General features: G+C 63.8%; 18 protein-coding genes and 1 pseudogene. 7 read left to right on the top strand and 12 right to left on the bottom strand.

The window, feature by feature from the left end; translation table 11 throughout:
* The first annotated feature begins 10 nt into the window (after positions 1-10).
* A complete protein-coding gene (locus tag CKO42_RS20715) occupies positions 11-415 on the top strand; it encodes a Na+/H+ antiporter subunit G (protein WP_200248265.1) in 405 nt (134 codons plus the stop codon).
* Between the two features lie 74 nt (positions 416-489).
* Here CKO42_RS20715 and CKO42_RS20710 read toward each other — a convergent pair whose 3' ends face one another.
* The 6 genes from CKO42_RS20710 to CKO42_RS20685 all read right to left on the bottom strand — a co-directional run bounded on the left by CKO42_RS20710 (position 490) and on the right by CKO42_RS20685 (position 5,487).
* Positions 490-858, bottom strand: a complete 369-nt coding sequence (locus tag CKO42_RS20710) for a hypothetical protein (protein ID WP_200248263.1) — start codon at positions 856-858, stop codon at positions 490-492.
* A 217-nt stretch (positions 859-1,075) separates the two neighbouring features.
* Positions 1,076-1,318, bottom strand: a complete 243-nt coding sequence (locus CKO42_RS20705; protein WP_200248261.1) for an acetyltransferase — start codon at positions 1,316-1,318, stop codon at positions 1,076-1,078.
* A 142-nt stretch (positions 1,319-1,460) separates the two neighbouring features.
* Positions 1,461-2,105 carry a cytochrome b/b6 domain-containing protein gene (locus tag CKO42_RS20700; protein WP_200248259.1) on the bottom strand — a complete coding sequence of 215 codons (645 nt, stop codon included), beginning with the start codon at positions 2,103-2,105 and terminating at the stop codon, positions 1,461-1,463.
* A complete protein-coding gene (locus CKO42_RS20695) occupies positions 2,102-3,763 on the bottom strand; it encodes a tetrathionate reductase family octaheme c-type cytochrome (protein WP_200248257.1) in 1,662 nt (553 codons plus the stop codon). Before CKO42_RS20695 ends, CKO42_RS20700 begins: the two co-directional genes overlap by 4 nt.
* Positions 3,764-3,832: 69 nt before the next feature.
* Positions 3,833-4,822 (bottom strand): CHAD domain-containing protein, encoded by a 990-nt coding sequence (locus CKO42_RS20690; protein WP_200248255.1) that lies wholly within the window; start codon positions 4,820-4,822, stop codon positions 3,833-3,835.
* A 5-nt stretch (positions 4,823-4,827) separates the two neighbouring features.
* On the bottom strand, positions 4,828-5,487 hold the full coding sequence (locus tag CKO42_RS20685) for a cytochrome c3 family protein (RefSeq protein WP_200248252.1): 660 nt from the start codon (positions 5,485-5,487) through the stop codon (positions 4,828-4,830).
* Between the two features lie 400 nt (positions 5,488-5,887).
* On the opposite strand from CKO42_RS20685, the gene ftsH reads away from it, so the two are divergent.
* A complete protein-coding gene (gene ftsH / locus CKO42_RS20680; RefSeq protein ID WP_200248243.1) occupies positions 5,888-8,008 on the top strand; it encodes an ATP-dependent zinc metalloprotease FtsH in 2,121 nt (706 codons plus the stop codon).
* Positions 8,009-8,078: 70 nt separating this feature from the next.
* Here the strand turns inward: ftsH and CKO42_RS20675 are convergent, their stop codons facing one another.
* The 3 genes from CKO42_RS20675 to CKO42_RS20665 all read right to left on the bottom strand — a co-directional run bounded on the left by CKO42_RS20675 (position 8,079) and on the right by CKO42_RS20665 (position 10,345).
* Positions 8,079-8,222 carry a hypothetical protein gene (locus CKO42_RS20675; RefSeq protein WP_200248228.1) on the bottom strand — a complete coding sequence of 48 codons (144 nt, stop codon included), beginning with the start codon at positions 8,220-8,222 and terminating at the stop codon, positions 8,079-8,081.
* Positions 8,223-8,300: 78 nt separating this feature from the next.
* Positions 8,301-9,803: a multiheme c-type cytochrome gene (locus tag CKO42_RS20670; RefSeq protein ID WP_200248226.1), complete on the bottom strand. Its 1,503-nt coding sequence runs from the start codon at positions 9,801-9,803 to the stop codon at positions 8,301-8,303.
* Positions 9,800-10,345, bottom strand: a complete 546-nt coding sequence (locus CKO42_RS20665) for a NapC/NirT family cytochrome c (RefSeq protein WP_200248223.1) — start codon at positions 10,343-10,345, stop codon at positions 9,800-9,802. The genes CKO42_RS20670 and CKO42_RS20665 overlap by 4 nt, the downstream gene beginning before the upstream one ends.
* Before the next feature lie 493 nt (positions 10,346-10,838).
* Between CKO42_RS20665 and CKO42_RS28750 the strand changes: the two genes are divergently transcribed.
* The 3 genes from CKO42_RS28750 (at position 10,839) to CKO42_RS20650 (ending at position 14,291) form a co-directional block, all read left to right on the top strand.
* On the top strand, positions 10,839-11,303 hold the full coding sequence (locus CKO42_RS28750) for a ferritin family protein (protein WP_476737480.1): 465 nt from the start codon (positions 10,839-10,841) through the stop codon (positions 11,301-11,303).
* A complete protein-coding gene (locus CKO42_RS20655) occupies positions 11,303-12,109 on the top strand; it encodes a family 1 encapsulin nanocompartment shell protein (RefSeq protein WP_200248221.1) in 807 nt (268 codons plus the stop codon). The genes CKO42_RS28750 and CKO42_RS20655 overlap by 1 nt, the downstream gene beginning before the upstream one ends.
* A 130-nt stretch (positions 12,110-12,239) precedes the next feature.
* Positions 12,240-14,291, top strand: coding sequence for a copper-translocating P-type ATPase (locus CKO42_RS20650; RefSeq protein ID WP_200248219.1), 2,052 nt, complete (start codon positions 12,240-12,242; stop codon positions 14,289-14,291).
* Positions 14,292-14,306: 15 nt separating this feature from the next.
* On the opposite strand, the gene CKO42_RS20645 is transcribed toward CKO42_RS20650, so the two are convergent.
* Genes CKO42_RS20645 through CKO42_RS20635 form a run of 3 tightly spaced genes read right to left on the bottom strand, consistent with a single transcriptional unit; the run spans position 14,307 to position 16,736 of the window.
* A complete protein-coding gene (locus tag CKO42_RS20645) occupies positions 14,307-15,089 on the bottom strand; it encodes a hypothetical protein (RefSeq protein WP_200248216.1) in 783 nt (260 codons plus the stop codon).
* Positions 15,090-15,104: 15 nt separating this feature from the next.
* Positions 15,105-15,332: a hypothetical protein gene (locus CKO42_RS20640; RefSeq protein WP_200248214.1), complete on the bottom strand. Its 228-nt coding sequence runs from the start codon at positions 15,330-15,332 to the stop codon at positions 15,105-15,107.
* A 12-nt stretch (positions 15,333-15,344) separates the two neighbouring features.
* A complete protein-coding gene (locus tag CKO42_RS20635; protein WP_200248212.1) occupies positions 15,345-16,736 on the bottom strand; it encodes an MBL fold metallo-hydrolase in 1,392 nt (463 codons plus the stop codon).
* A 466-nt stretch (positions 16,737-17,202) separates the two neighbouring features.
* Here CKO42_RS20635 and CKO42_RS20630 point away from each other — a divergent pair.
* Both CKO42_RS20630 and CKO42_RS20625 read left to right on the top strand, forming a co-directional pair.
* Positions 17,203-18,706, top strand: a pseudogene (locus CKO42_RS20630) (BCCT family transporter).
* A 144-nt stretch (positions 18,707-18,850) separates the two neighbouring features.
* Positions 18,851-19,003, top strand: a complete 153-nt coding sequence (locus tag CKO42_RS20625; RefSeq protein WP_200248210.1) for a hypothetical protein — start codon at positions 18,851-18,853, stop codon at positions 19,001-19,003.
* Positions 19,004-19,338: the final 335 nt, after the last annotated feature.

Below are 19,338 nucleotides of genomic sequence, written 5' to 3'. Positions count from 1 at the left end.
GGGATTGAGGATGCTGATCGATACACTGGCTGATACCCTGGTCGATACATTGGTGGCCGCGCTCATCCTGCTCGGCGCTGCATTCACGCTGATCGGCTCGATCGGCCTGGCCTCGTTGCCGGACTTCTTCTGTCGGCTGCATGGTCCCACTAAAGCGACAACCCTGGGCGTCGGCGGCATGCTTGCGGCCTCGGCGCTGTATTTTGCGGCCCAAGGTCCGACGCCACATCCAACCGAACTGCTCGTCGCGCTGTTCTTGTTCATGACGACCCCTGTGAGCGCACACCTGCTGGCCAAGGCGGCGCTGCGTCTGCATCTGCGCTCATTGGCGCCGGTACCGGCGCGCTTTCGCCATGAGCAGACTGATGGCCGCGACTCAGCGCCTGCTCATCGATCCAGTGGTCGGTTCAGCTAGGCGGCTGTCCGGCTTATCACCGGGCATCCGGTAGAGCTGCTGATGATTGATGCTTTTGGCCTCAAGGCGGCCCGTCAATGATCCTTGCGCTGCTTAGCCAGCCAGGCTTGGATGAAGGCAGGATCAAGCCCCTTGAGGCGCTCTTCGGGATCGAGCCCCTTAAGCCGCTGCTCGGGATCGAGCCCCTTAAGCCGATCCTCGGGATCGAGCTGATCAAGATAATGCTCGATGAGCCACTCACGGGCTTCGCGTTTCATGTCTTCTGTCGTATGCGCCATGTTGCCTTCTCCGAACCTGTAGTGCGCGAGTAGATTATGCAGGTGAACACCGATCTCGCTGCGCGGGCAGTACTGTTCAAGCGCCGCGCGTCGGTGCCGCTCATCACTGGAGAATAGCCCCCAAGGGGCATTATGCGGCAGCCGGCGGAGCTCGTTGATGACCACGAGACGCACCTCGCGGGTGCCGGCCTGTAGTCGATAGATTCCTGGTGTTTGGCTCCTTTGACAAGCGCCGGCGGGCAGTTGTTTGATCAGCTTGCGTGGGAAGTGGGTCGCGATGGCATAGCTGCGAAAGTCCGCCGCCGGCAGCAGCGGGTAGGCCGTGCGCGGCTCGACGATGGGCGTGTCAGGGGCGTGCGGTCAAACCGCCAGCAGCGCTTTATTAAATGCTGCGATCATGGTGCGCTGCCTCGACCTCATCATCGCGATAGTGCGGATCGGTCCATGCGCGCGGCAGCGCTTCGCCGGACGGGAACTGCAGCTCCTGCTTGTCGACGGTTTCGGGGTCCTGCGCTTCCTCGCCGTAGTGCAGTCGCATGGCAACCTGCTCATGCATGGGATTCATCAGGTCTTGCAGGTCAACGACTTGCATCAGCTTGCCAGTGGATGTGTGCTTGAGAAACATAGGTCCTCCGCCATCAGTGGGTGACGGGGTCCACATCTCAGCGTCAAGGGGGCCGAGATGCAGCGCCGTCGGTTTCAAGAATCGTTGGTGCCGCCGTTGAGCCGTCGATGACAGCGATGACGGTTCTCAGCAAGCACTCGGGTTACAAGCCCCGGCGAGCTTGAGACGAGACCGCTTGTGAAGGTTGACGTGCTGCCTCGTCGCTCTCCTCGCGGCCGGTGATCATGGTCTTCAGGTGTGTGGTCGGGGTACGGCCGGTGGTGATCATGTACACATGCACGAGCAGGAATAGCGCCGCACCATAGGCCGCAGCGACGTGGATCAGCGCCACCGGCGCCAGCGGCAGGCCGGCCGGTGCCGACCACAAATCAATGCCGAGATAGAGCAGCCCGGTAATCCAGAGCAACGGCGAGATGACGACACCGAAGAGGAGATAAGACGCGGCCTGCAGCGGATTGTGCTTACGCTTCGGACGCGGATTGAATGGATGCGATTCGCCACGGAACATGCCGTAGAGATAGAAACGCACCACCGCCGCCAACCCGCGCGTCGTCGGAGCATATTGACGCCATTCGCCGGTGGCAAGGTGCCAGAAGATCGCGAAGATCCAGACGACAATCAGCGCCAGCGCCGCGAGCACATGCAGGGTCGCGGCAGTGCCGAAACCGAGCAGGCTGTAGCTGCCGTGCACCTCGAAGCCTGTCAGCAAGAGCAGGATGATCAGCAGCGCCTGGCTCCAGTGCCAAAGACGCTCGAGACCGGTGAACATGACAACGGTGCGGGTCATTCGGCGTACCTCCGGCGACGGTGGAATAGGATGCGCAGCCCGATGTGGACACCGATGGCGAGCAGCGCGGCGCCGAGTGCCAGTTGCGCCCAGCGATCAAGCCTCGGGTCGCTGTCGCGCCCGGGGAGGTAGAAGCCAGTCAGCTCGGCCATGCGTCCCTCCCGGGCGTGACAGTCGCCGCAGGCGAGTGCCTCCTCGGCCGGAGCCACCATGTGCGTGATCGGCCAAGCCATCCGGGTCTCGGTGAAGCCGACCTCGCCGCTGAACGGCAGCCCAGCGGCCTCCATCGCGCTGGCGATGGCCGGCTGCCACTCGAGCCCCTGCCAGTAGGCCTGCTCGGTCTTGCCGAACAACTGCATGTAGACCAGCCGGTCCTTGACCGGATCATAGGGCTGCTTGCCGCGCATCATCTTGAACGGCCAGATGCGCGCGTCGGGATCATCGTGATGGCCGGCAAAGCGGTTGATCGGGACCGACTGTGACGAATCGATAGTCTGGTCGGGCAAGGTGTAGCGCATAGTCCCATCGAACCAGCGGTAGTCGGGTTCTATATCTTCGCCCCATTCGATCTCACCCCAGCGCGTCCAATAGGTGAGATTGCCATCGGCGTCGTGGCGCTTGATCGGGTTGCCATCGGCGTCGAGCCGACCAGCCTTGGACCAATCCCACCAAGTCTTGGTCGCGACGCCCCCGCGAGCCATCGCCGGGATATGGCAGGTCTGACAGGCGATGCGGTCAACATGGGCGTTGAGCTTGGCGCCCTGATAGAGCGCGGCCGGATCACTGCCCAGCGCATGCGGCTCAACGCCATGGCAGGACGCGCAGGTCGCCGCATAACGGCGCTGGCCGGGTGCACCGGTCCCTTTGCGGTCGTGTGCAGCCACCTGATAGCGGCTGCCGGCGATCTGGTGCGCGCGCTCAACATGGCAGTCGCTGCACTCGAGTCCGGCACCGGCGTCGCTCATGTGCACGTCCAGCGCGGGCGGTGGATCTAGCAGCGAGGTGTCCAGATCGCCGTGCTTGGAGCCGTTGCCACCGCCGCCGAAGAAATGGCAGCTGCCGCAGGTCTCGCTGCTGGTCGGTCCGACGTTGCGGGCGACCTTGCCCAGATCCGGAGGCTGCAGTGGATGACCGTGCACCTTGACGGGCTCCTGCAGCACACGGCCGGCGCGCTTCGGCGACTTCTCATAGGTCCCGGTGGTGTCGTGGCAGACCAGGCAATCGACGCGGCTGTCATCGCTGAAGTCGAAATCCGGGCCGTCCCAGCCGTAGCCGGCATGACAGGCGGTACAGCGCCCCAGATTCGTGGTCACGTTGTTGCAGAAGCTGTTGACCACATGCTGCTTGCCGAGCAGCTGACCGGTCTGCGGATGGCGGTACTCCCAGCGCCAATGGATACTGGCACGGACCTGCTTGCCAGCCTCGGTATGGCAGTCGAGACAGGCGCGGGTGACCTCACGCCCGTTCGCGAAATCGCGTTGCAGCTGCTCGAACTGGCTGTGATCGGCGGTGGGTGGATCGACCGCGGCGAGGATCTCCGGGGTCGCTTGTACCGGCGCCGCAAGACTCATGATGAGGACCCAACTGAGACCGCCCAGCAGTTGCGCAACGATGTTGGTCGGAGTCCAGCTCGCAACAGCGTCGATATTATCGTGCATCATGATGACTCCAATGGTCAGCGCGATCCAACGAAGGTCACAGCAGAACAGCTCATCTGCTAAGGAGACCTATGGGCGCGCAGGAAGCTTGGCGTCCGAGCCCCGAGCAACTTGCCAGTAGCATTGCAGGCGTCGGTCGAGATGCTTCGGCTTCTCCGCGTAGAGGCGCGAGCCGAGCCAATAGGCCGCGTCGCGAAGCTGCTCGCTCCGTTGTGCGGCGAGCGCGAGCAGGATCTGCTCGGCATCATGGGTCGGGCTGAGCTCCTCGGCCTCCTCAATGACCTGCTCGAGCACGGCAAGGTCATGATCATCGCCAAGCAGATCGCCCAGCTGTTTGGTCTCCTTATAGGTCGCTTTGAGCACGCGTGGCCAGCTCGCACGCAGCAGCCTGACCTGATAGCGCAGATACTTGGCGCGTTTGCGCCATTCATGGAACGTAGCGACGCTCGGCTGCGCGTAAGCCGCTTGCATGGCCTGGCGCCCGCGTTTGTAGGTCTTGCGCAGTCCGGGTCCGATCAGGGACCAACCCGCGTCATCAGCGGGATCATCGGCGCGATCAGTGACCTCCGACGGAAGCTCCCACCCCGGAACGCGCTCGCGGGCTGCGACCAAGGCCATGCGCGCACCCTCGAGCTGCTCGTCGAGCGCTTGAGCGCCCGCTGCGACCTTGGCCTTGTGGTCCTCGAGCCGTTGCCGCAGCGGGGCGAGCGAGTCAGCGTCGATGTTGTCGCGAAAATGATCGATCAAGGCATCGAAGGTCTCGATCGCCGCCTCGGCATCACGCAGCACCGACAGCGAGGCCGCGGCATCCCGGAATGCCGCGTTCTCATGCGTGTAGAGCTTCGGCACTGCCGGTCTCACGAGCCGCAGCAGACCGCGCAGTTTCTTGCAGTCCTTGCGGACCTCATGAACGGCTTCATGATGGACGTCCTGATGGACGGCTTCATGCGGCGCTGTCTTGGTGCCATCGATCTGCGCAACGGCATGATCGATCAGCTCAGTCGCAATCCGACGAACCTCGGCGTCAAGTGGCTGTTCGGGGTCGAGCTCGTAGGTCATTGCGCTCAGGAATCCTCGCTGCTATTGGCGTTTTGCTCGCTGGTCTCTTGTTCAGCCGGGACCGGCGGATCAACCGCTGCGTCGCCGTTGTCCCCGGGCATCTCGCTGAGGCTGACCTCATCGAAGTGATCATCGAGCATGACCTTGAGATTCTTATGCCCCACGTTCGCATGGCAGCTGACACAACCCTCTCCGACGTCGCCGCCGAAATAGGCCTTGTGCGCGGCTAATGCCGCGGGATCATCGCTGGTCGCATCCTTCAAGGCCGCGTGGCAGCTGAGACAGCCGGAGTCGTAGACGTACTCGGCGCGCTCCTCAAGCTCGGCGATCCAATCGGGCTTGTGGATCGGATAGATCGCCTGTGCGATGGCGTCGCGCGTCCCGGTCTTGGCCTTCGCGAACAGGTGCTGCGCCGCACCGTCGTGGGGGAGATGGCAATCGGTGCAATGCGCCACCACACCGCCCGGGTTGTTGCCGCCATGGACATCCTGCTCATGCGAGGTCGCAAAGGGCTCCATGGTGTGGCAGCTAGTGCAGAACTCTGCGTCCGAGGTTTCTTCAATCATGGTCTCGGTGCCGATCCAGCCTGCTGCCATCACGGCGGGAACGATGACGGCGACGACAATCAGCGTGAAGAGGAGTCGTCGAATCCAGCGCTTGTTCATTTAGGGAGTCTCCTTCGATTTGGACGATAGTTGGATCAGGGGAGTGGAGCGGTGAGGTGGCTGGTCGCGAGGCGATGACCTAGCGCGATACCCACTCAGCGATCGCGTCCACTGAGAGCAGGATCTTTTGCAAAGTGGCCAGCAGAAACTGGGCCAAGTCGGAGAAACGCGCCGCTGGGCGCCTTCTGGATGCAGTGGCCTGGGCGCAGCAGTCCAAGCATCGGCTATTGGACTGGTTCATAGGCCCCAGGGATGCGGCATTTGAACCACTGCTTCCACCGCACTGACCCAGCATCGACCCAGTCGGGACGCCAGATAGCCGGCCCGATTCCTGCTTCAATCACCGACGCCTAAACCACAGCGATCTGGAATGCCAGACGGCAACCGCACAGGAGACCCGATGTCTAGCGTTGAACAACAGTCCGGAGCCAAGTCTGGGCTCCGCGACCGGCTCAAGGCGCTGCGGCCCGATTCCGGCCGGACCGCCCAGCCCGGACCTCATCAGCCCGGCGGGACGCCACCTTGGCAGAATGCCCTCTATGCCCTGATCGCGATCTTCGCGCTGTCCACGGCCCTGAGCCTGCTGCGCTCCCCGGGGCCGCAAGCGATCTCCTACACCGAGCTGAAGCAGGCCGTGCGCGATGGCCGGGTCGCGCAGGTGACCTTCGAGGGCCAGCAGGTCAGCGGGCGATTCGTCGAGCCCGAGGAAAGCCAGAGCAAGACGGACGGCGCGAAAGACAGCACCTCAGGTGAAACTGCAGGCGAAACCTCAGGCGAGACCGAAGACGAGACGCAGGAGGCCAGCGCAGCGACAGCCAAAACCGGAGCCAGCGATGGAGCCGAAACTGGAGGCGACAGCGAATCCAAAGCCGAAGCCGACAACAGCGAGACCGAGCAGCTTGGCAGGCGCTTCATCAGCACCCTCCCCCAAGTGCAAGATCCAGGACTACTGGATCTGCTCGAGAAGCACGATGTCGAGATCGATGCCGAGTCGACCGAGACCGGCCTGTTTGGCCGCGTGCTGATCACGCTGCTGCCTTGGCTGCTGATCCTCGGTCTGTTCTTCTACCTCAGCAACCGCATGCAGCAACGCATGATGGGCAGCGCTGGTGATGGCCAAGGCGGCGGCCTCTTCGGCATCGGCAAATCCAAGGCCAAGCGCGTCGAGTCCGAAGAGGTCGACACCAGCCTCGAGGAGGTCGCGGGGCTTGCGAACGCCAAGGCCGACCTGCAAGAGATCATCGACCATCTGTCCGACCCGCAGCGCTTTCGCGCCCTGGGAGCCAAACTGCCGAAGGGTGTGCTACTGGTTGGACCGCCCGGCACCGGCAAGACACTGCTAGCGCGGGCTGTGGCCGGCGAGGCCGGGGTGCCCTTCTTCAACGTCAGCGGCTCCGAGTTCGTCGAGATGTTCGTCGGTGTCGGCGCCTCGCGCGTGCGCGATCTGTTCAACGATGCCAAGAAGCAGAGCCCCTGCGTCCTGTTCATCGATGAGATCGACGCCATCGGCCGTTCGCGCGGCATGGGCATGGCCAGCGGAGGCGGCGGTAACGACGAGCGCGAGCAGACGCTGAATCAGATCCTGAACGAGATGGACGGCTTCTCGCCGCATGAGGATGTGGTCGTACTGGCTGCGACCAATCGGCCCGACGTGCTCGATAACGCCTTGCTGCGCCCGGGGCGGTTCGACCGCAAGGTCTACCTGGAGCTACCCGACCGCGACGCTCGCCACGCGATCCTCAAGATCCACGCCGCCAAGGTGGTCTTGGGCGAGGATGTCGATCTCGAGCGCGTGGCCGAGCGCACCGTCGGCTTTTCTGGCGCCGATCTTGAGAACCTGGTCAATGAGGCGGCGCTGCTCGCCGGCCGCGCCAAGAAGGGCGTGGTCGACATGTCACAGTTCTCGCAGGCGCGCGACAAGATCGTGCTCGGTGCTGAGCGTGAGCAGGGCATCGGAGACGAGGAGCGCGAGTTGGTCGCCTATCACGAGTCCGGCCATGCGCTGCTGGCCTGGTTGCTGCCCAATGCCGATCAGCTCGACAAGGTCACGATCATCCCGCGCGGACGCGCCCTTGGCGCCACCGAGCAGGTGCCGCCCGAGCAGCGTCACACCTATCGACAGGGCTACCTGCGCGATCGCATTGCGGTGATGTTGGGTGGACGCATCGCCGAGCTGGTGATCTTTGACGAGGTCACTACTGGGGCCGAGGCCGATCTCGATCAAGCGACCGAGCTGGCCCGACGTATGGTCAGCCGCTGGGGCATGAGCGAGGCGATCGGACCCGTGTCTTTCAAGTATCCGGATGATCAAGGCGCGCTGGCGATGGCACAAGCACGTAAGTTCAGCGATGCCACCGCCCAGCGGGTCGATGCCGAGATCAAATCACTGATCGATGGGATCGAGCAGCAGGCGCGACAGCTCGTCGACGATAACCGCGACCGCCTCGAGCGCTTGGCCAGGCGCTTGCTCGAGGCCGAAACCCTCAGCCGCGAGCAGATCGATGAGGTACTGAATCGCTAGGACAGAGCGAGATCCATCCTATCCTTGGCTTGGCTTGGCTTGGATTTCTTATCCGTTCACCAGGTCGAATTCACGTGTCTTCGAGCAAGCGCTCCAAGGTCTCTGCCAACGTCAGTACCCGGAGGCTGCCGATGGCCTTGCCGTAGAGGTGTCCGAAGTGGGTGCGGTCTCCGGTGACCAACCGCAACTCAATCGGTCCCAACCAGCGAGGCACGAACCCTTGCAGCGGCTCCTGCCCGTGTCTGCGGCAAGGAGAGCCTCGCCTCGCCGCACCGGCTTTCTTGGCTAGGGTCTAGTGATCGCCGCTCATGCCCCTCGGCGGCCCCGGCTCGATCTGACCGGTCTCCATGCGCGCCTTGTGGATCTCCTCGAGCTTGTAGAAGCTCTGCTGAAGCTGGAAGAAGCCGTGCCAATGGGCCCAGTCGGGACCGGCCATCATCGCCCCATGGCGGGCGCGGCGGCCTTCGTGATGCCATAGGTGGTAGAAGGTGATCTGGAAGTCATCCTTCCAGGGGTTCTCCTTCAGCAGCCCTTCGGCCGCTAATTCGTCGCGCATCTCCTTGGCCGGGTCCCAGTAGGCCTCGTTGTAGAGACGCACCGCGGCATCGGCCTGATGGAAGAAGCTCTCGGTATGCAGCTCACCGTGGCAGGCGATGCAGACCTGCTTCATCTTCTTTCTGCCCTCGGGACCATCGCCGAGCAGCGGGCTCATCACATCGTCGGAGTCGCGCACGCCAGAGCGCTTTGCCCAGAGATTCCAGTACAGCCGCTCGCTGATATCGTGGGTGGTACTGAGCTTGCCGATGCCGCTCATGTGGCAGGTGGCACAGGTCGGCGCGCGGTAGTCACCTGGCTCCCAGGCATCGGCGGCTGAGTCCCAGCGCCATTCGTGGCCCTCGGTGGCGTAGATCTGGCCGTGCTTACTGTTCTCGTAGACCTCGATGTCCGGGTGATCCGGACCCAGGTGGCAGGACGCGCAGGCAGCGGGTCGCCGCGCCTCTTCGATGGAAAAGCGGTGGCGGGTATGACAGGCGACGCAACTGCCCGTGCTGCCGTCCGGATAGATGTTGCCCATGCCTGAGTTGGGCCAGGTGCGGGCCGTCGGTTGGCCATCGTCATCCAAGGTGATCTCGGTGCCATGGCACTGCATGCAGCCGGTCATGTCCGGCGCGGCGCTGAGCTCGGGGTGGTCGCGACCTTCGTGCCGATGAACCAAGGCGTGAAGATCGTCCTTGGGGATCTGTTGACGGTAAGCGCGAAAATGGCCGCTGCGGTTGAACTGTTCCTGCTCGCGCGGATGGCAGCGCCCGCAGGTATCCGGCGACACCAGCACCGAGATATAGGTATCGGTGCCGACGAGCGACTCATGCTGGGTGGCATTGGGCGCGCTCGCCGAGACCTGGTGGCAGTCGAGGCAGGTGACGCCCACATGGGCATGGCGGCTGCGCTTCCAGTCGCTGATGATGCCCGGGTTGGACAGCTTGTGGCACTCGACGCAGCTCTTGCTGAGCTTGGTGACACCGCGGTCGATGACGATTGACTGCACCTGGCTGAGGTCGCCAAGTGACTCCTTTGCGGCGGCTTGGGCGTTTTCTTGGGCATTTCCTTGTGCTTTGGCTTTGGCTTGGGCCTTGTCTTGTTCAGTCGCGGCGCCCTTTTCGGGCGCATCCTGCTGGGTCCCAGCAAGCGGGGACGGGTCAGACTGGGCCGGATCAGACTGGGCCAGCTCGGGCTGAGCAGCGGCAGGCCCGGCGAGGAACGCCAAGCTCAGCGCAAGCGTCGTCCATCGGTTCATGGGGAATCTCCTCTGTTGGGGGATGGCGCCAGTGCCGCGGCCAGCTCCCGGTGCCCGACGTGGGCGTGGCAGCTCACACACTGCCTATCGATCTCACCGAGGAAGTACGGCCGATGGGCGACGAAGGCGGGATTATTGCCGCGCGCGTCCTCGAGATCGCGATGGCACCTCAGGCAGCCGGAGTCGAAGACATAGCGCTCGCGGTGCGCGAGACCGGCCTTCCAGTCGATGGCGTCAAGGTCATAGGTGAGCTGCGCCCAGACATCGTGAAGACCGAAGCGCGCCTTGGTCCAGAGATAGCTCACGACGTTGTCATGGCGCAGGTGGCAGTCGGTGCATTGCGCAGCGAGGCCACGAGGGTTATTGCCTCCGTGCACATCGTCCCGAAAGGTCCGGGCAAAAGGTTCCATGGTGTGGCAGGTCGTGCAGAAGTCTGGTCCCGAGGTCGCCTTCAGCGACGCTTCGGTAAGCATCCAGGAGGCCGTCACGCCCAAGGGGACGAGGACCATGACCAGCACGATGACCAGCAATGCCTTTTTCACTCTCTGTACCCCCCGTCGAGCAACGGTCTTCTCCTCCAGTGAAGGTGATCGTCGGGCCCGCCACTGCACCGACACGCTCTCAGTTTGAAGCACCCCGTATGCCAGCTCCCAGGTTCCGAGCCTCAGGCTGTCCGATATCGCATTCCTACAGCCCGCGGCTGACTGCGGTTGGCCGCCTGAGTCACGAGGATCGGTCGCAGGCTTTTTGACGAGTGACTGGGTGACACTGGGTGAAATGCCCCTATCGCTGGCTGTAATGCCCCGACCTCATTCGCCGTGGCGCGATGCGCCTGCCCCCTTTCGCCCCCCGCATTAGGCTCGCTGCGCTGCGCTGAGACTGCACTGAGACATCGGCATCGACCTTGCAGCAGCAATGGCGCGTCTCCTGCCGGATCTGTTTCCCGGATCTGTTTCCCATCCCTCTGGCGGATGACGCCCAAACTCGCAAGTTGATCCATCAACTTTGACCCATCTACCAAGGAGCAGAATCCCGATGGCCGATTCCTCCCAAGGCCTCCATGAAGAGGCGTCTGAGCTGAGTGCGCTCACCCGCGATGTGCATCGTGCACTGGTGTCACTCCAAGAGGAGCTCGAAGCCGTGGACTGGTATCGCCAGCGCGCAGAGGCCTGCCGCGACGGCGAGCTGCGCGAGGTCCTCTTGCACAACATGCGCGAAGAGATCGAGCACGGCGCAATGGTCTTGGAATGGCTGCGCCGCCGCGATGCCACGTTCGATGAGCATCTGCGCACCTACCTCTTCACCGACGTCCCCATCACTGAAGCCGAAGAGGCCGCGACGGGCGGCACTGAAGAAACCGGTCCTGACACCACCGCAGCCAAGCAGGCGGAAGCGCCGCCGGTCGCTGCCTCACCGGTTGCAGCAGCCGCGTCGGTGACACCCCCTCAGCAAGGCCTCACGCTGGGCAGTCTCAAGCAACAGGACCGGGAGGTGGCATGATGAGCACTCTGAATCGCGAGGCCGCTGGGCTACCAGAAACCATCTGGGACCGCATCGATGAGCGTGCGCTCGAGGCGGCGAGCGACGTCCTCACCGGACGCCGCTTCCTGGATCTCGATGGCCCCTATGGCCTTGGCCTCACCAGCCTCGAGGCTGGCCCAGAAACCATTGCCGAGGATGGCGGCGACGCGCTGGCCACCACCATCGGCAGTCGCGCCTTACCGGTGCCACTCCTGCAACGGTCGTTTAGCCTCAGCCGTCGACGGGTCGAAGGACACCTCGGGCTCGGACTGCCCCTCGACCTGCGTGCGGCGGAGGATGCGGCCGAGTCGGTCGCCCGTCGTGAAGAGCAGGTCATCTATAACGGCGTGCCAGAGCTTGGCCTGGAAGGATTGCTGACGGCTAGCGGTCGTGCCACCACAGCCTGCGGCGATTGGAGCCAGGTCGAGCAGGCGCTCGATGACGTGCTGAACGCGGTCAACAAGCTAGATGCGAACGGCTTCAGCGGTCCTTACGCATTGGCCCTTTCGCCGGCTCGCTACAACGCCCTGTTCCGCCGCTACCAATGTGGCGACATGCTGCAGGTCGATCATCTGCGACGCCTGTGCGAGGCCGGCGTCTATAAGGCCGCCATCGACGGTGCGGTGCTGGTCGACCCGCGCGTCGGCGAGCTCAAGATCGGTCAGGACCTGCGCGTCGGCTTTGCCGCAAGCGATGGCATCCATCTGAAGCTGTTCATCTCCGAGAGCCTGGTCTTTCTGCTCGATGATCCAGGGGCGATCTGCACCCTGGAGGATAGCGGCTAATCAATCCCGCACCTGCACCCGCACCCGATCCTGCACCCGAGGTACCGGAGTCCCGAAGCCGAGTCTAACCATGGCTCCTTAGGGGCTCCGTTTCGGTCAGCCCGAGGAACAGACTTCATGGAGACACTCGATGAGTGAGCACACGCACAACCACGACCAGGACGAGCATCACCAGCAGAAGCACGAGCACGAAGGCCAGGATCAGCACGCGCACCACGACCACGGCGCCATGATCGCCGACTTCCGCCGGCGGTTCTGGATCTCGGTCCTGTTGACGGTGCCGATCCTACTGCTGTCGCCGTTGATCCAGTCTTTTCTCGGACTGACCGATGTGCTCGCCTTTCCTGGCGATCAGTATGCCCTGCTCGCCCTCTCCACCGCGGTGTTCCTGTATGGAGGCTGGCCCTTCCTGACCGGCCTGCTGTCCGAGCTGCGCGCCGGTGCGCCCGGCATGATGACCCTGATCGCTCTCGCGATCACAGTCGCCTACGGCTATTCAGCGGCCGTGGTGCTCGGTCTTGAGGGCAAGGTGTTCTTCTGGGAGCTGGCCACCCTGGTCGACGTGATGCTGCTCGGCCACTGGATCGAGATGAAATCGGTGATGGGGGCCTCGAGCGCGCTTGAGAGTCTGGTGCAGATGATGCCGGATAGGGCGCTGCGCGTCGACGATAACGGCAAGGTCAAGGAGGTGCCGATCAGCGAGCTGCACAAGGGCGACCGCGTGCGGGTCCGCCCCGGCGAGAAGGTGCCGGTCGACGGCACCATCGTCGAAGGCAAGACCAGCCTGAATGAGTCCATGCTCACGGGCGAGTCCCGCCCGGTCGAGAAGGATGAAGGCGACGAGGCCGTCGGCGGTGCCATCAATGGCGAGGGCAGTATCACGCTGGAGGTACAGAAGACCGGCGCCGATACCTACCTGTCGCAGGTGGTCGAGACCGTGCGCCAGGCGCAGGCATCGCGCTCACGCGCACAGAATTTGGCCGATCGCGCCGCGGCCTGGCTGACCTATATCGCCCTCTCGGCCGGCGTACTCACCCTCACCACCTGGCTCTTCGTTGGCTCCGCCTTCGACTTTGCGCTCGAGCGCATGGTCACCGTGATGGTCATCACCTGCCCGCATGCCCTTGGGCTCGCGGTGCCGCTGGTCGTGGCCGTCAGTACCAGCCTGGCCGCCGGGCGTGGCCTGCTGATCCGTGATCGCGCCGGCTTTGAGCGTGCGCGCAAGCTTGACGCCGTCGTCTTCGATAAGACCGGCACGCTGACCGCAGGGCGCTTCGGGGTCCAGGGGGTCACCCGCTTCGGTGACCTGGATGAGGACGAGCTGCTGCGCCTGGCCGCTGGCCTCGAGTCGCACTCCGAGCATCCAATCGCCCAGGGCATCGTCAAGGCGGCGCAGGAGAAGGGGCTGCAGATCCCCGAGGCTACCGAGTTCGAGAACCTCTCCGGCCGCGGTGCCAAGGCCGAGGTCGAAGGCCGGGCGCTCCGTGTGGTCAGTCCCGGTTACCTGCGCGAGCAGGCGATCGCGGTCGATGAGGATGCCGTGGCCCAACTGCGAGAGGGCGGCAAGACGCTGGTCTACGTGCTGGAGGATGAGCGCCCGCTCGGCGCCATCGGGCTGGCGGACCTGATCCGCGATGAGTCGCGCGAGGCCATCAAGCGTCTCCAGGCGATGGGCATCGACTGCCTGATGCTGACCGGTGATGCTGAGGCCGTGGCCAAGTCGGTCGCTGACGAGCTGGGCCTGAGCGAGTACTTCGCCGAGGTGCTGCCAGACGAAAAGGCCAAGCGCATCGAAGCCGTTCAGCGCGGCGGGCGCATCGTCGCCATGGTCGGCGACGGTGTCAACGATGCGCCGGCATTGGTGCAGGCCGATCTCGGCATCGCCATCGGCGCTGGCACCGATGTGGCGGTCGAGTCGGCCGATATCGTGCTGGTCGAGTCCGATCCGCGCAGCGTCGCCGATGTGATCGAGCTGTCCCGCGCGACCTACGGCAAGATGATCCAGAACCTGTTCTGGGCGACTGGCTATAACGCTGCGGCCATCCCCTTAGCAGCCGGTGTTGGCTACAGCGTCGGCATCCTGCTGAGCCCCGCCGTCGGCGCCGCATTGATGTCGCTGTCGACCGTTATCGTCGCCATCAATGCCAAGCTGCTTGGGCGCTTCAAGCCCTCGGGCGCCTGAAACGAGGTACGCCGTTCAGGCCGGCTCGTAGACGCGCACCTGAGCACGCTCGTCGAATGCCACCGGACTCGGCATCGCCGGCGCTGTGCGCAGTTCCTGCGCCCCAACCGCCAGATGCAAGGTCTCCTCAGCAGGGTCAAGCCAATCGATCGACTGTCGTGGCACCAAGCATTGCTGTTCGCTGCCGTGCGGGTCCGCAGCAGCGGGGCCACCAGCGGTGGTGCTGGGCCCACCCATGCTCAGGTCCAGGTAGGCCAGCGCCCAGTCACGGTCATCGAAGACAAGGTCATTGAGGGTCAACGCCACGCCGTCCGCAGTCTCGACGCTCCATCCGAGCAGGGTTTCTGCCCGTAGCACATCGTCCGCCGACAGATCCGTCTCGGCACCCAGGTCGGCCGCGACCTCGGACTCAACCTCATCGGCCGGCGCCGGTGGCGGATCGACGACGTCGTCGGGGTCGATCTCGGCACGCCAATGCGCATCCCAGTCGGGCGGCAAGGCGTCTTCGTCACCGAAACCGGCAAGACCGTCCCCAGCCGACATCGCTGGACTTGAAAGGAGCGTCTCGGCATCGGTGTCCAAGTCAAGCTCGGCCCGCACCTCGTCATAGCCGGCTACCATCCGCGGCGCGATCAGTAGCTCGCGCTCCGGCGCCCAGCCTTCCGCCTCAGCCACGAGTAGCCGAATGGTCCATTGATCGGTATCGAGCAGGGCGTCGAGCAGGCCGGCCGTCATGCCGTCAGTGGTGCGCAGACGCCAGCCGAAGAGGTGGGTCAGTGAAAGAAAGCTTTGATTCATCGAGTACTCCGTTCGCTAGTCCCGTCCGCTGCGCTGACGGTGTTGCGAGATCACCGGCTCAGCCTGCTCATCGCGCCAGAGCGCGTGGCAGGCGGGCGAGCAAAAGGCCAGGGTGTAGTCTTGCCCCTCCGGATGCAGCACCTCATCAGGCGGTATCTCCTGCTGACACTGCTCGCAGTGGAGTGTGTTTGGCCAGTCGCTTTGCTGACCTGTCTTATCTGTCTTATCATCATTGGCTGCCATCGCGGCCCTCGCTTAGGTTGCTGTGTGGAAGCCCTCGGCCTCCCAGCCGGTCATGCCGCCAAGGACGTTGTAGACCTCGCGATGACCGCGGGTCTTGAGCAGGCTGGCGGCGACCGATGAGCGGTAACCGCTGCCGCAGATCGCTGCGATGGGCCGGTCTTTGGGCAGCTCGTCGGCACGCTTGACGATCTCGGCGCCGGTGATGTGCCGCGCTTGCGGGATGTGACCCGCGCTCCACTCCGCCGGCTGGCGAACATCGAGCACGACCAGATCGCGGTCCTGATCGAGCGCTCGGCGCAGCTGCTGCACCGTCCACTGGGGCAAGACGTCGATCGGCTTGCCGGCGGTGCGCCAGGCGAACATGCCGCCGCCTAGCCAGCCGCGCGGCAGCGGATAGCCGATCCGCAACAGCTGCCAGCAGACCTCCCAGAGATCCCCGGCGCGGTCGAGCACTAGGATCAGATCAGTATCCGGCGGCAGCACGCTACCCGCCCAGGTCGCGAAGCTGTTGCCGATGCCAACGTTGATCGCGCCTGGAATATGCGCCGAAAAGGCCTCTGGGCTCCGGCAGTCGAGGATCAGTGCGCCCTCGTCGCGCGCCTTCTCAAACTCCTCGATGCCGAGCGGCGGCGGATCGGCCAGCACGCCGAGCAGTGGCGGACCCTCGCTGTTGAGCTTGCGCATCCGTGGCCAGTACGGGGGTACCGCCGGTAGATCGGTCAGGTCCATGCACTGACGGACGAATTCGTCACTCGACGACAGGCTGCTCAGCACCTGATTCAGACGCCGTTCATAGCCGATCGTGGTCGACAGACGGCTGCCGATATTACCGCCGCACAGCGAGCCGGAGACATGGGTCGGGAACACCTCGACGAAATCCGGGAGCGGCAGGATCTTGTGCTGCAGGGTCTCGCAGAAGGCTTCGGCGCCCTTACGCGTCTCCTCCTCACCGCCCAACAGGTCTGGCCGCGCCAGATCGCCGACCAACAGCGCCCCGCCCGAGAACAGAATCGCTGGCTCATCGCCGCGCGAGCGGTCGGTGACCAGTAGACTGATGTGCTCCGGCGTGTGTCCAGGGGTGTGCATCAGCTCGAAACGCACCTCCCCCATCTCGAGCATCTCACCGTCGTCCATCGCGCGCACTGGATAGCCGACCTCGGCGCGCGCACCGGCCAGCAGCTGGATCTCTCCGCGCTCGGGTAGCTCACAGATGCCGCTCAGATAGTCGTTATGCTGATGGGTATCGCAGGCGTAGCGAATGCGCATCCCTTGCTCGCGGGCCTCCGAGAAATAGGTCTCGACATCGCGGCGCACATCAAGCACTAGGGCCTGACTCGAGTCCTCGGAGCCGACCAGATAGGAGGCATGGCCGAGACTCGGCAGATAAAACTGTTTGAAGAACATCGCAGCACTCCTCGATACGGGAAAACGGGTCGTTCCCGATGTCGAGTGCAAACGCCACGCCAGTCGCAGAAGCGGCCAGTCAAGCTCGCCCTCTCCCACTCAGCGACGGCTGACCAGACCAGCCCAACAGCGCTCACAGAGACATAGCGCACAAGGCTTAGGGCATAGCTAAAGCAGTGGCCTAGACCGCTCAGTGGATCACCGCAGCGGTCTCTATCAACCAACGGCTGGGGCAAATGCCCCGGCTCGTCCCTGCCGGCCCGGCCTGAAGTCTCTTCCCACCCCACACAAAGCCGTTGGCAAAGCCTCTGGCATGGCTGCTGCATACACTTGAATCACTTGCAACTCGCGCACGCGCTGGCTCCGGCGCCATCGCTCGACTAACGCTAAGGCGCCTCCGCAAAACCACTGATCGCATCTATGTGCCATCAACATTGTGCTTAATCTCTCACGCCTCCTGTCGACCATGCAGCCGACCGTCTTCCTCGGCTCGGCGGCGGTGGTCATCGGTTTTGTGATGCTCGGTGTCGGCTGGCCGGACGCTGCGCAGCAGGCCTTTGGAGCGCTGCAGTCGGCCATCCTGACCCACTTCGGTTGGTTCTACATACTCGGCGCGACCATGCTACTGGTCTTCGTGCTTGCGCTCCTGGTCAGTCCCTATCGCCATATTCGGCTCGGCGGCCAGGACAGTGAGCCCGAGCTGAGCGACCTGTCCTGGTTCGCAATGATGTTCAGTGCCGGCATGGGCACCGGGCTGGTGTTCTGGGGTGTCGCTGAGCCGGTGATGCACTGGAGCGACCCGCCATTTCCACCTGCCTTAGAGGGTGGCCCGGTGCGCGAGGCGTTGCGCCTGAGCTTCTTCCACTGGGGGCTCCATCCCTGGGCCATCTATATCGTCTTCGGGCTCTCGATCGCCTACTTCCACTTTCGCCATGAGCTGCCACTGGCGCCGCGATCGCTGCTCTATCCGCTGATCGGCAAACGCATCTTCGGTCCCATCGGCCATGCCATCGACATCCTGGCCACCGTCGGCACCCTGTTCGGTGTTGCAACCTCCCTTGGCCTCGGCGCCATTCAGATCAACGCCGGCTTGGGTCGTCTCTCGGGCTTGCCTCAGGCGGCGTTAGCGCAGGTGGCGATTATCGCGGTCATCACTGTGATTGCGACGATCTCGGTGGTCACCGGTGTGCATCGCGGCATCCGCTTGCTCTCGCGTCTCAATCTCGGTCTAGCCGGGGTGCTGCTGCTGTTCGTCTTTGTCGCCGGACCCACGGTCTATTTGATCAAGCTCTTCATCTCCGCCACCGGCGCCTATCTGCAGGCGTTCGTCAGCCAAAGCCTGTGGCTGGATCTGCGGCCGGACAGCCAGTGGCAGTTCGACTGGACGCTGTTCTACTGGAGCTGGTGGATCTCCTGGTCACCGTTCGTCGGTATCTTCGTCGCGCGGATCTCGCGGGGACGCACGATCGGCGAGTTCATCCTGGCCGTGCTCTTCGTGCCGGTGCTGATCACCTTCCTCTGGCTCACCGTGTTCGGTGGCACCGGGCTGTACGGTACCGTATTCGGCGAAAGCGGCATCGAGGCCGTGGTGCAGCAGAATGCCAGTGCCGGTCTCTACGCCATGCTGGATCAGCTCCCGCTGCAAACCTTCACGTCGATCCTGGCGACCCTGATGGTTATGGTCTTCTTCATCACCTCGTCCGACTCCGGCTCGCTGGTCGATGACATGGTCACCTCGGGCGGCCACCCACACCCACCCAAGGCTCAGCGGATCTTCTGGGCCGTTGCCGAGGGCACCGTCGCGGCGACGCTGCTGCTCTCGGGCGGTTTGGGCCCTGCGCACCGCCTCCCTGACCTCGGGCCTGCCAATGACCGCCTTCTTGTTGATCGCCTGTTGGTGGCTGCTGAAGGCGCTTCGGGCCGATGAGCAGGCCGCTGGCATCCCCTCGCGCAAGGATCTGCGCGACTGACCAATCTCCAGCGCAAGCCCAACCGCTGCCAACCCCAACCGCTGCCTGGTGCCGGCTTAGCCTTTGCCTTGCCGGCATAGTCTTTGCGGTAGTGATGTTGAGTCGGGCGCTCAAACCGACTCAACGCTAATGAGGAGACATCGAATGATTCACCACATCACCGTCGAGCGCCACCTAGCCGCCATCGCGTCGGCACTCGCCGCGCTGAGCCTCGCGCACCCTGTAGTCGCCGATCCAGCAGCCGAGGACGACGCAATCCTCATATATGGTCCGCCCCGCGATGCAAGAGCCACTTGACTGTTCAGCAGAAGGAAACGTTGCGGCCATATATCCGGCGTCGTGATGAGGTGGCGTGATCGCTCCTCGCGCCCTGATGGAATCCGCGCGCATTCCTGTCCTTATCACTGTTTCAGTCTCGGCGATGCCGGCTGGTGAGGATTACAGGGTTTCAGGAATGCAGGACAAGCCTTTCATGCCATCACAGTGACAGTCACTCTTAGCAACTCGTGGTTAGAAACTCGTGGTGTGGGTGATCGTGCTCGCTCGGATGTGACTCAATCCCTCATCGGTGCTCGCGGCGGTTAAACCGCCTGACTCAAGGCGTGCTTTGGATCGTAGGCCTCGCCTTTGGT

The sequence above is a fragment of the Lamprobacter modestohalophilus genome (assembly GCF_016583905.1).
Lineage (GTDB): Bacteria > Pseudomonadota > Gammaproteobacteria > Chromatiales > Chromatiaceae > Lamprobacter > Lamprobacter modestohalophilus.
The sequence above is the reverse complement of the archived record's forward strand: the minus strand, read 5'-3'. Positions and strand labels throughout refer to the sequence as shown.

Bases quoted from the DNA above. Each gene is read 5' to 3' on its own strand.
- CKO42_RS20625 (WP_200248210.1), top strand. From the start codon at position 18,851: ATGATTCACCACATCACCGTCGAGCGCCACCTAGCCGCCATCGCGTCG.
- CKO42_RS20695 (WP_200248257.1), bottom strand. From the start codon at position 3,763: ATGCACGATAATATCGACGCTGTTGCGAGCTGGACTCCGACCAACATC.
- CKO42_RS20655 (WP_200248221.1), top strand. From the start codon at position 11,303: ATGAGCACTCTGAATCGCGAGGCCGCTGGGCTACCAGAAACCATCTGG.
- CKO42_RS28750 (WP_476737480.1), top strand. From the start codon at position 10,839: ATGGCCGATTCCTCCCAAGGCCTCCATGAAGAGGCGTCTGAGCTGAGT.
- CKO42_RS20645 (WP_200248216.1), bottom strand. From the start codon at position 15,089: ATGAATCAAAGCTTTCTTTCACTGACCCACCTCTTCGGCTGGCGTCTG.
- CKO42_RS20715 (WP_200248265.1), top strand. From the start codon at position 11: ATGCTGATCGATACACTGGCTGATACCCTGGTCGATACATTGGTGGCC.
- ftsH (WP_200248243.1), top strand. From the start codon at position 5,888: ATGTCTAGCGTTGAACAACAGTCCGGAGCCAAGTCTGGGCTCCGCGAC.
- CKO42_RS20690 (WP_200248255.1), bottom strand. From the start codon at position 4,822: ATGACCTACGAGCTCGACCCCGAACAGCCACTTGACGCCGAGGTTCGT.
- CKO42_RS20705 (WP_200248261.1), bottom strand. From the start codon at position 1,318: ATGTTTCTCAAGCACACATCCACTGGCAAGCTGATGCAAGTCGTTGAC.
- CKO42_RS20685 (WP_200248252.1), bottom strand. From the start codon at position 5,487: ATGAACAAGCGCTGGATTCGACGACTCCTCTTCACGCTGATTGTCGTC.
- CKO42_RS20640 (WP_200248214.1), bottom strand. From the start codon at position 15,332: ATGGCAGCCAATGATGATAAGACAGATAAGACAGGTCAGCAAAGCGAC.
- CKO42_RS20700 (WP_200248259.1), bottom strand. From the start codon at position 2,105: ATGACCCGCACCGTTGTCATGTTCACCGGTCTCGAGCGTCTTTGGCAC.
- CKO42_RS20670 (WP_200248226.1), bottom strand. From the start codon at position 9,803: ATGAACCGATGGACGACGCTTGCGCTGAGCTTGGCGTTCCTCGCCGGG.
- CKO42_RS20635 (WP_200248212.1), bottom strand. From the start codon at position 16,736: ATGTTCTTCAAACAGTTTTATCTGCCGAGTCTCGGCCATGCCTCCTAT.
- CKO42_RS20650 (WP_200248219.1), top strand. From the start codon at position 12,240: ATGAGTGAGCACACGCACAACCACGACCAGGACGAGCATCACCAGCAG.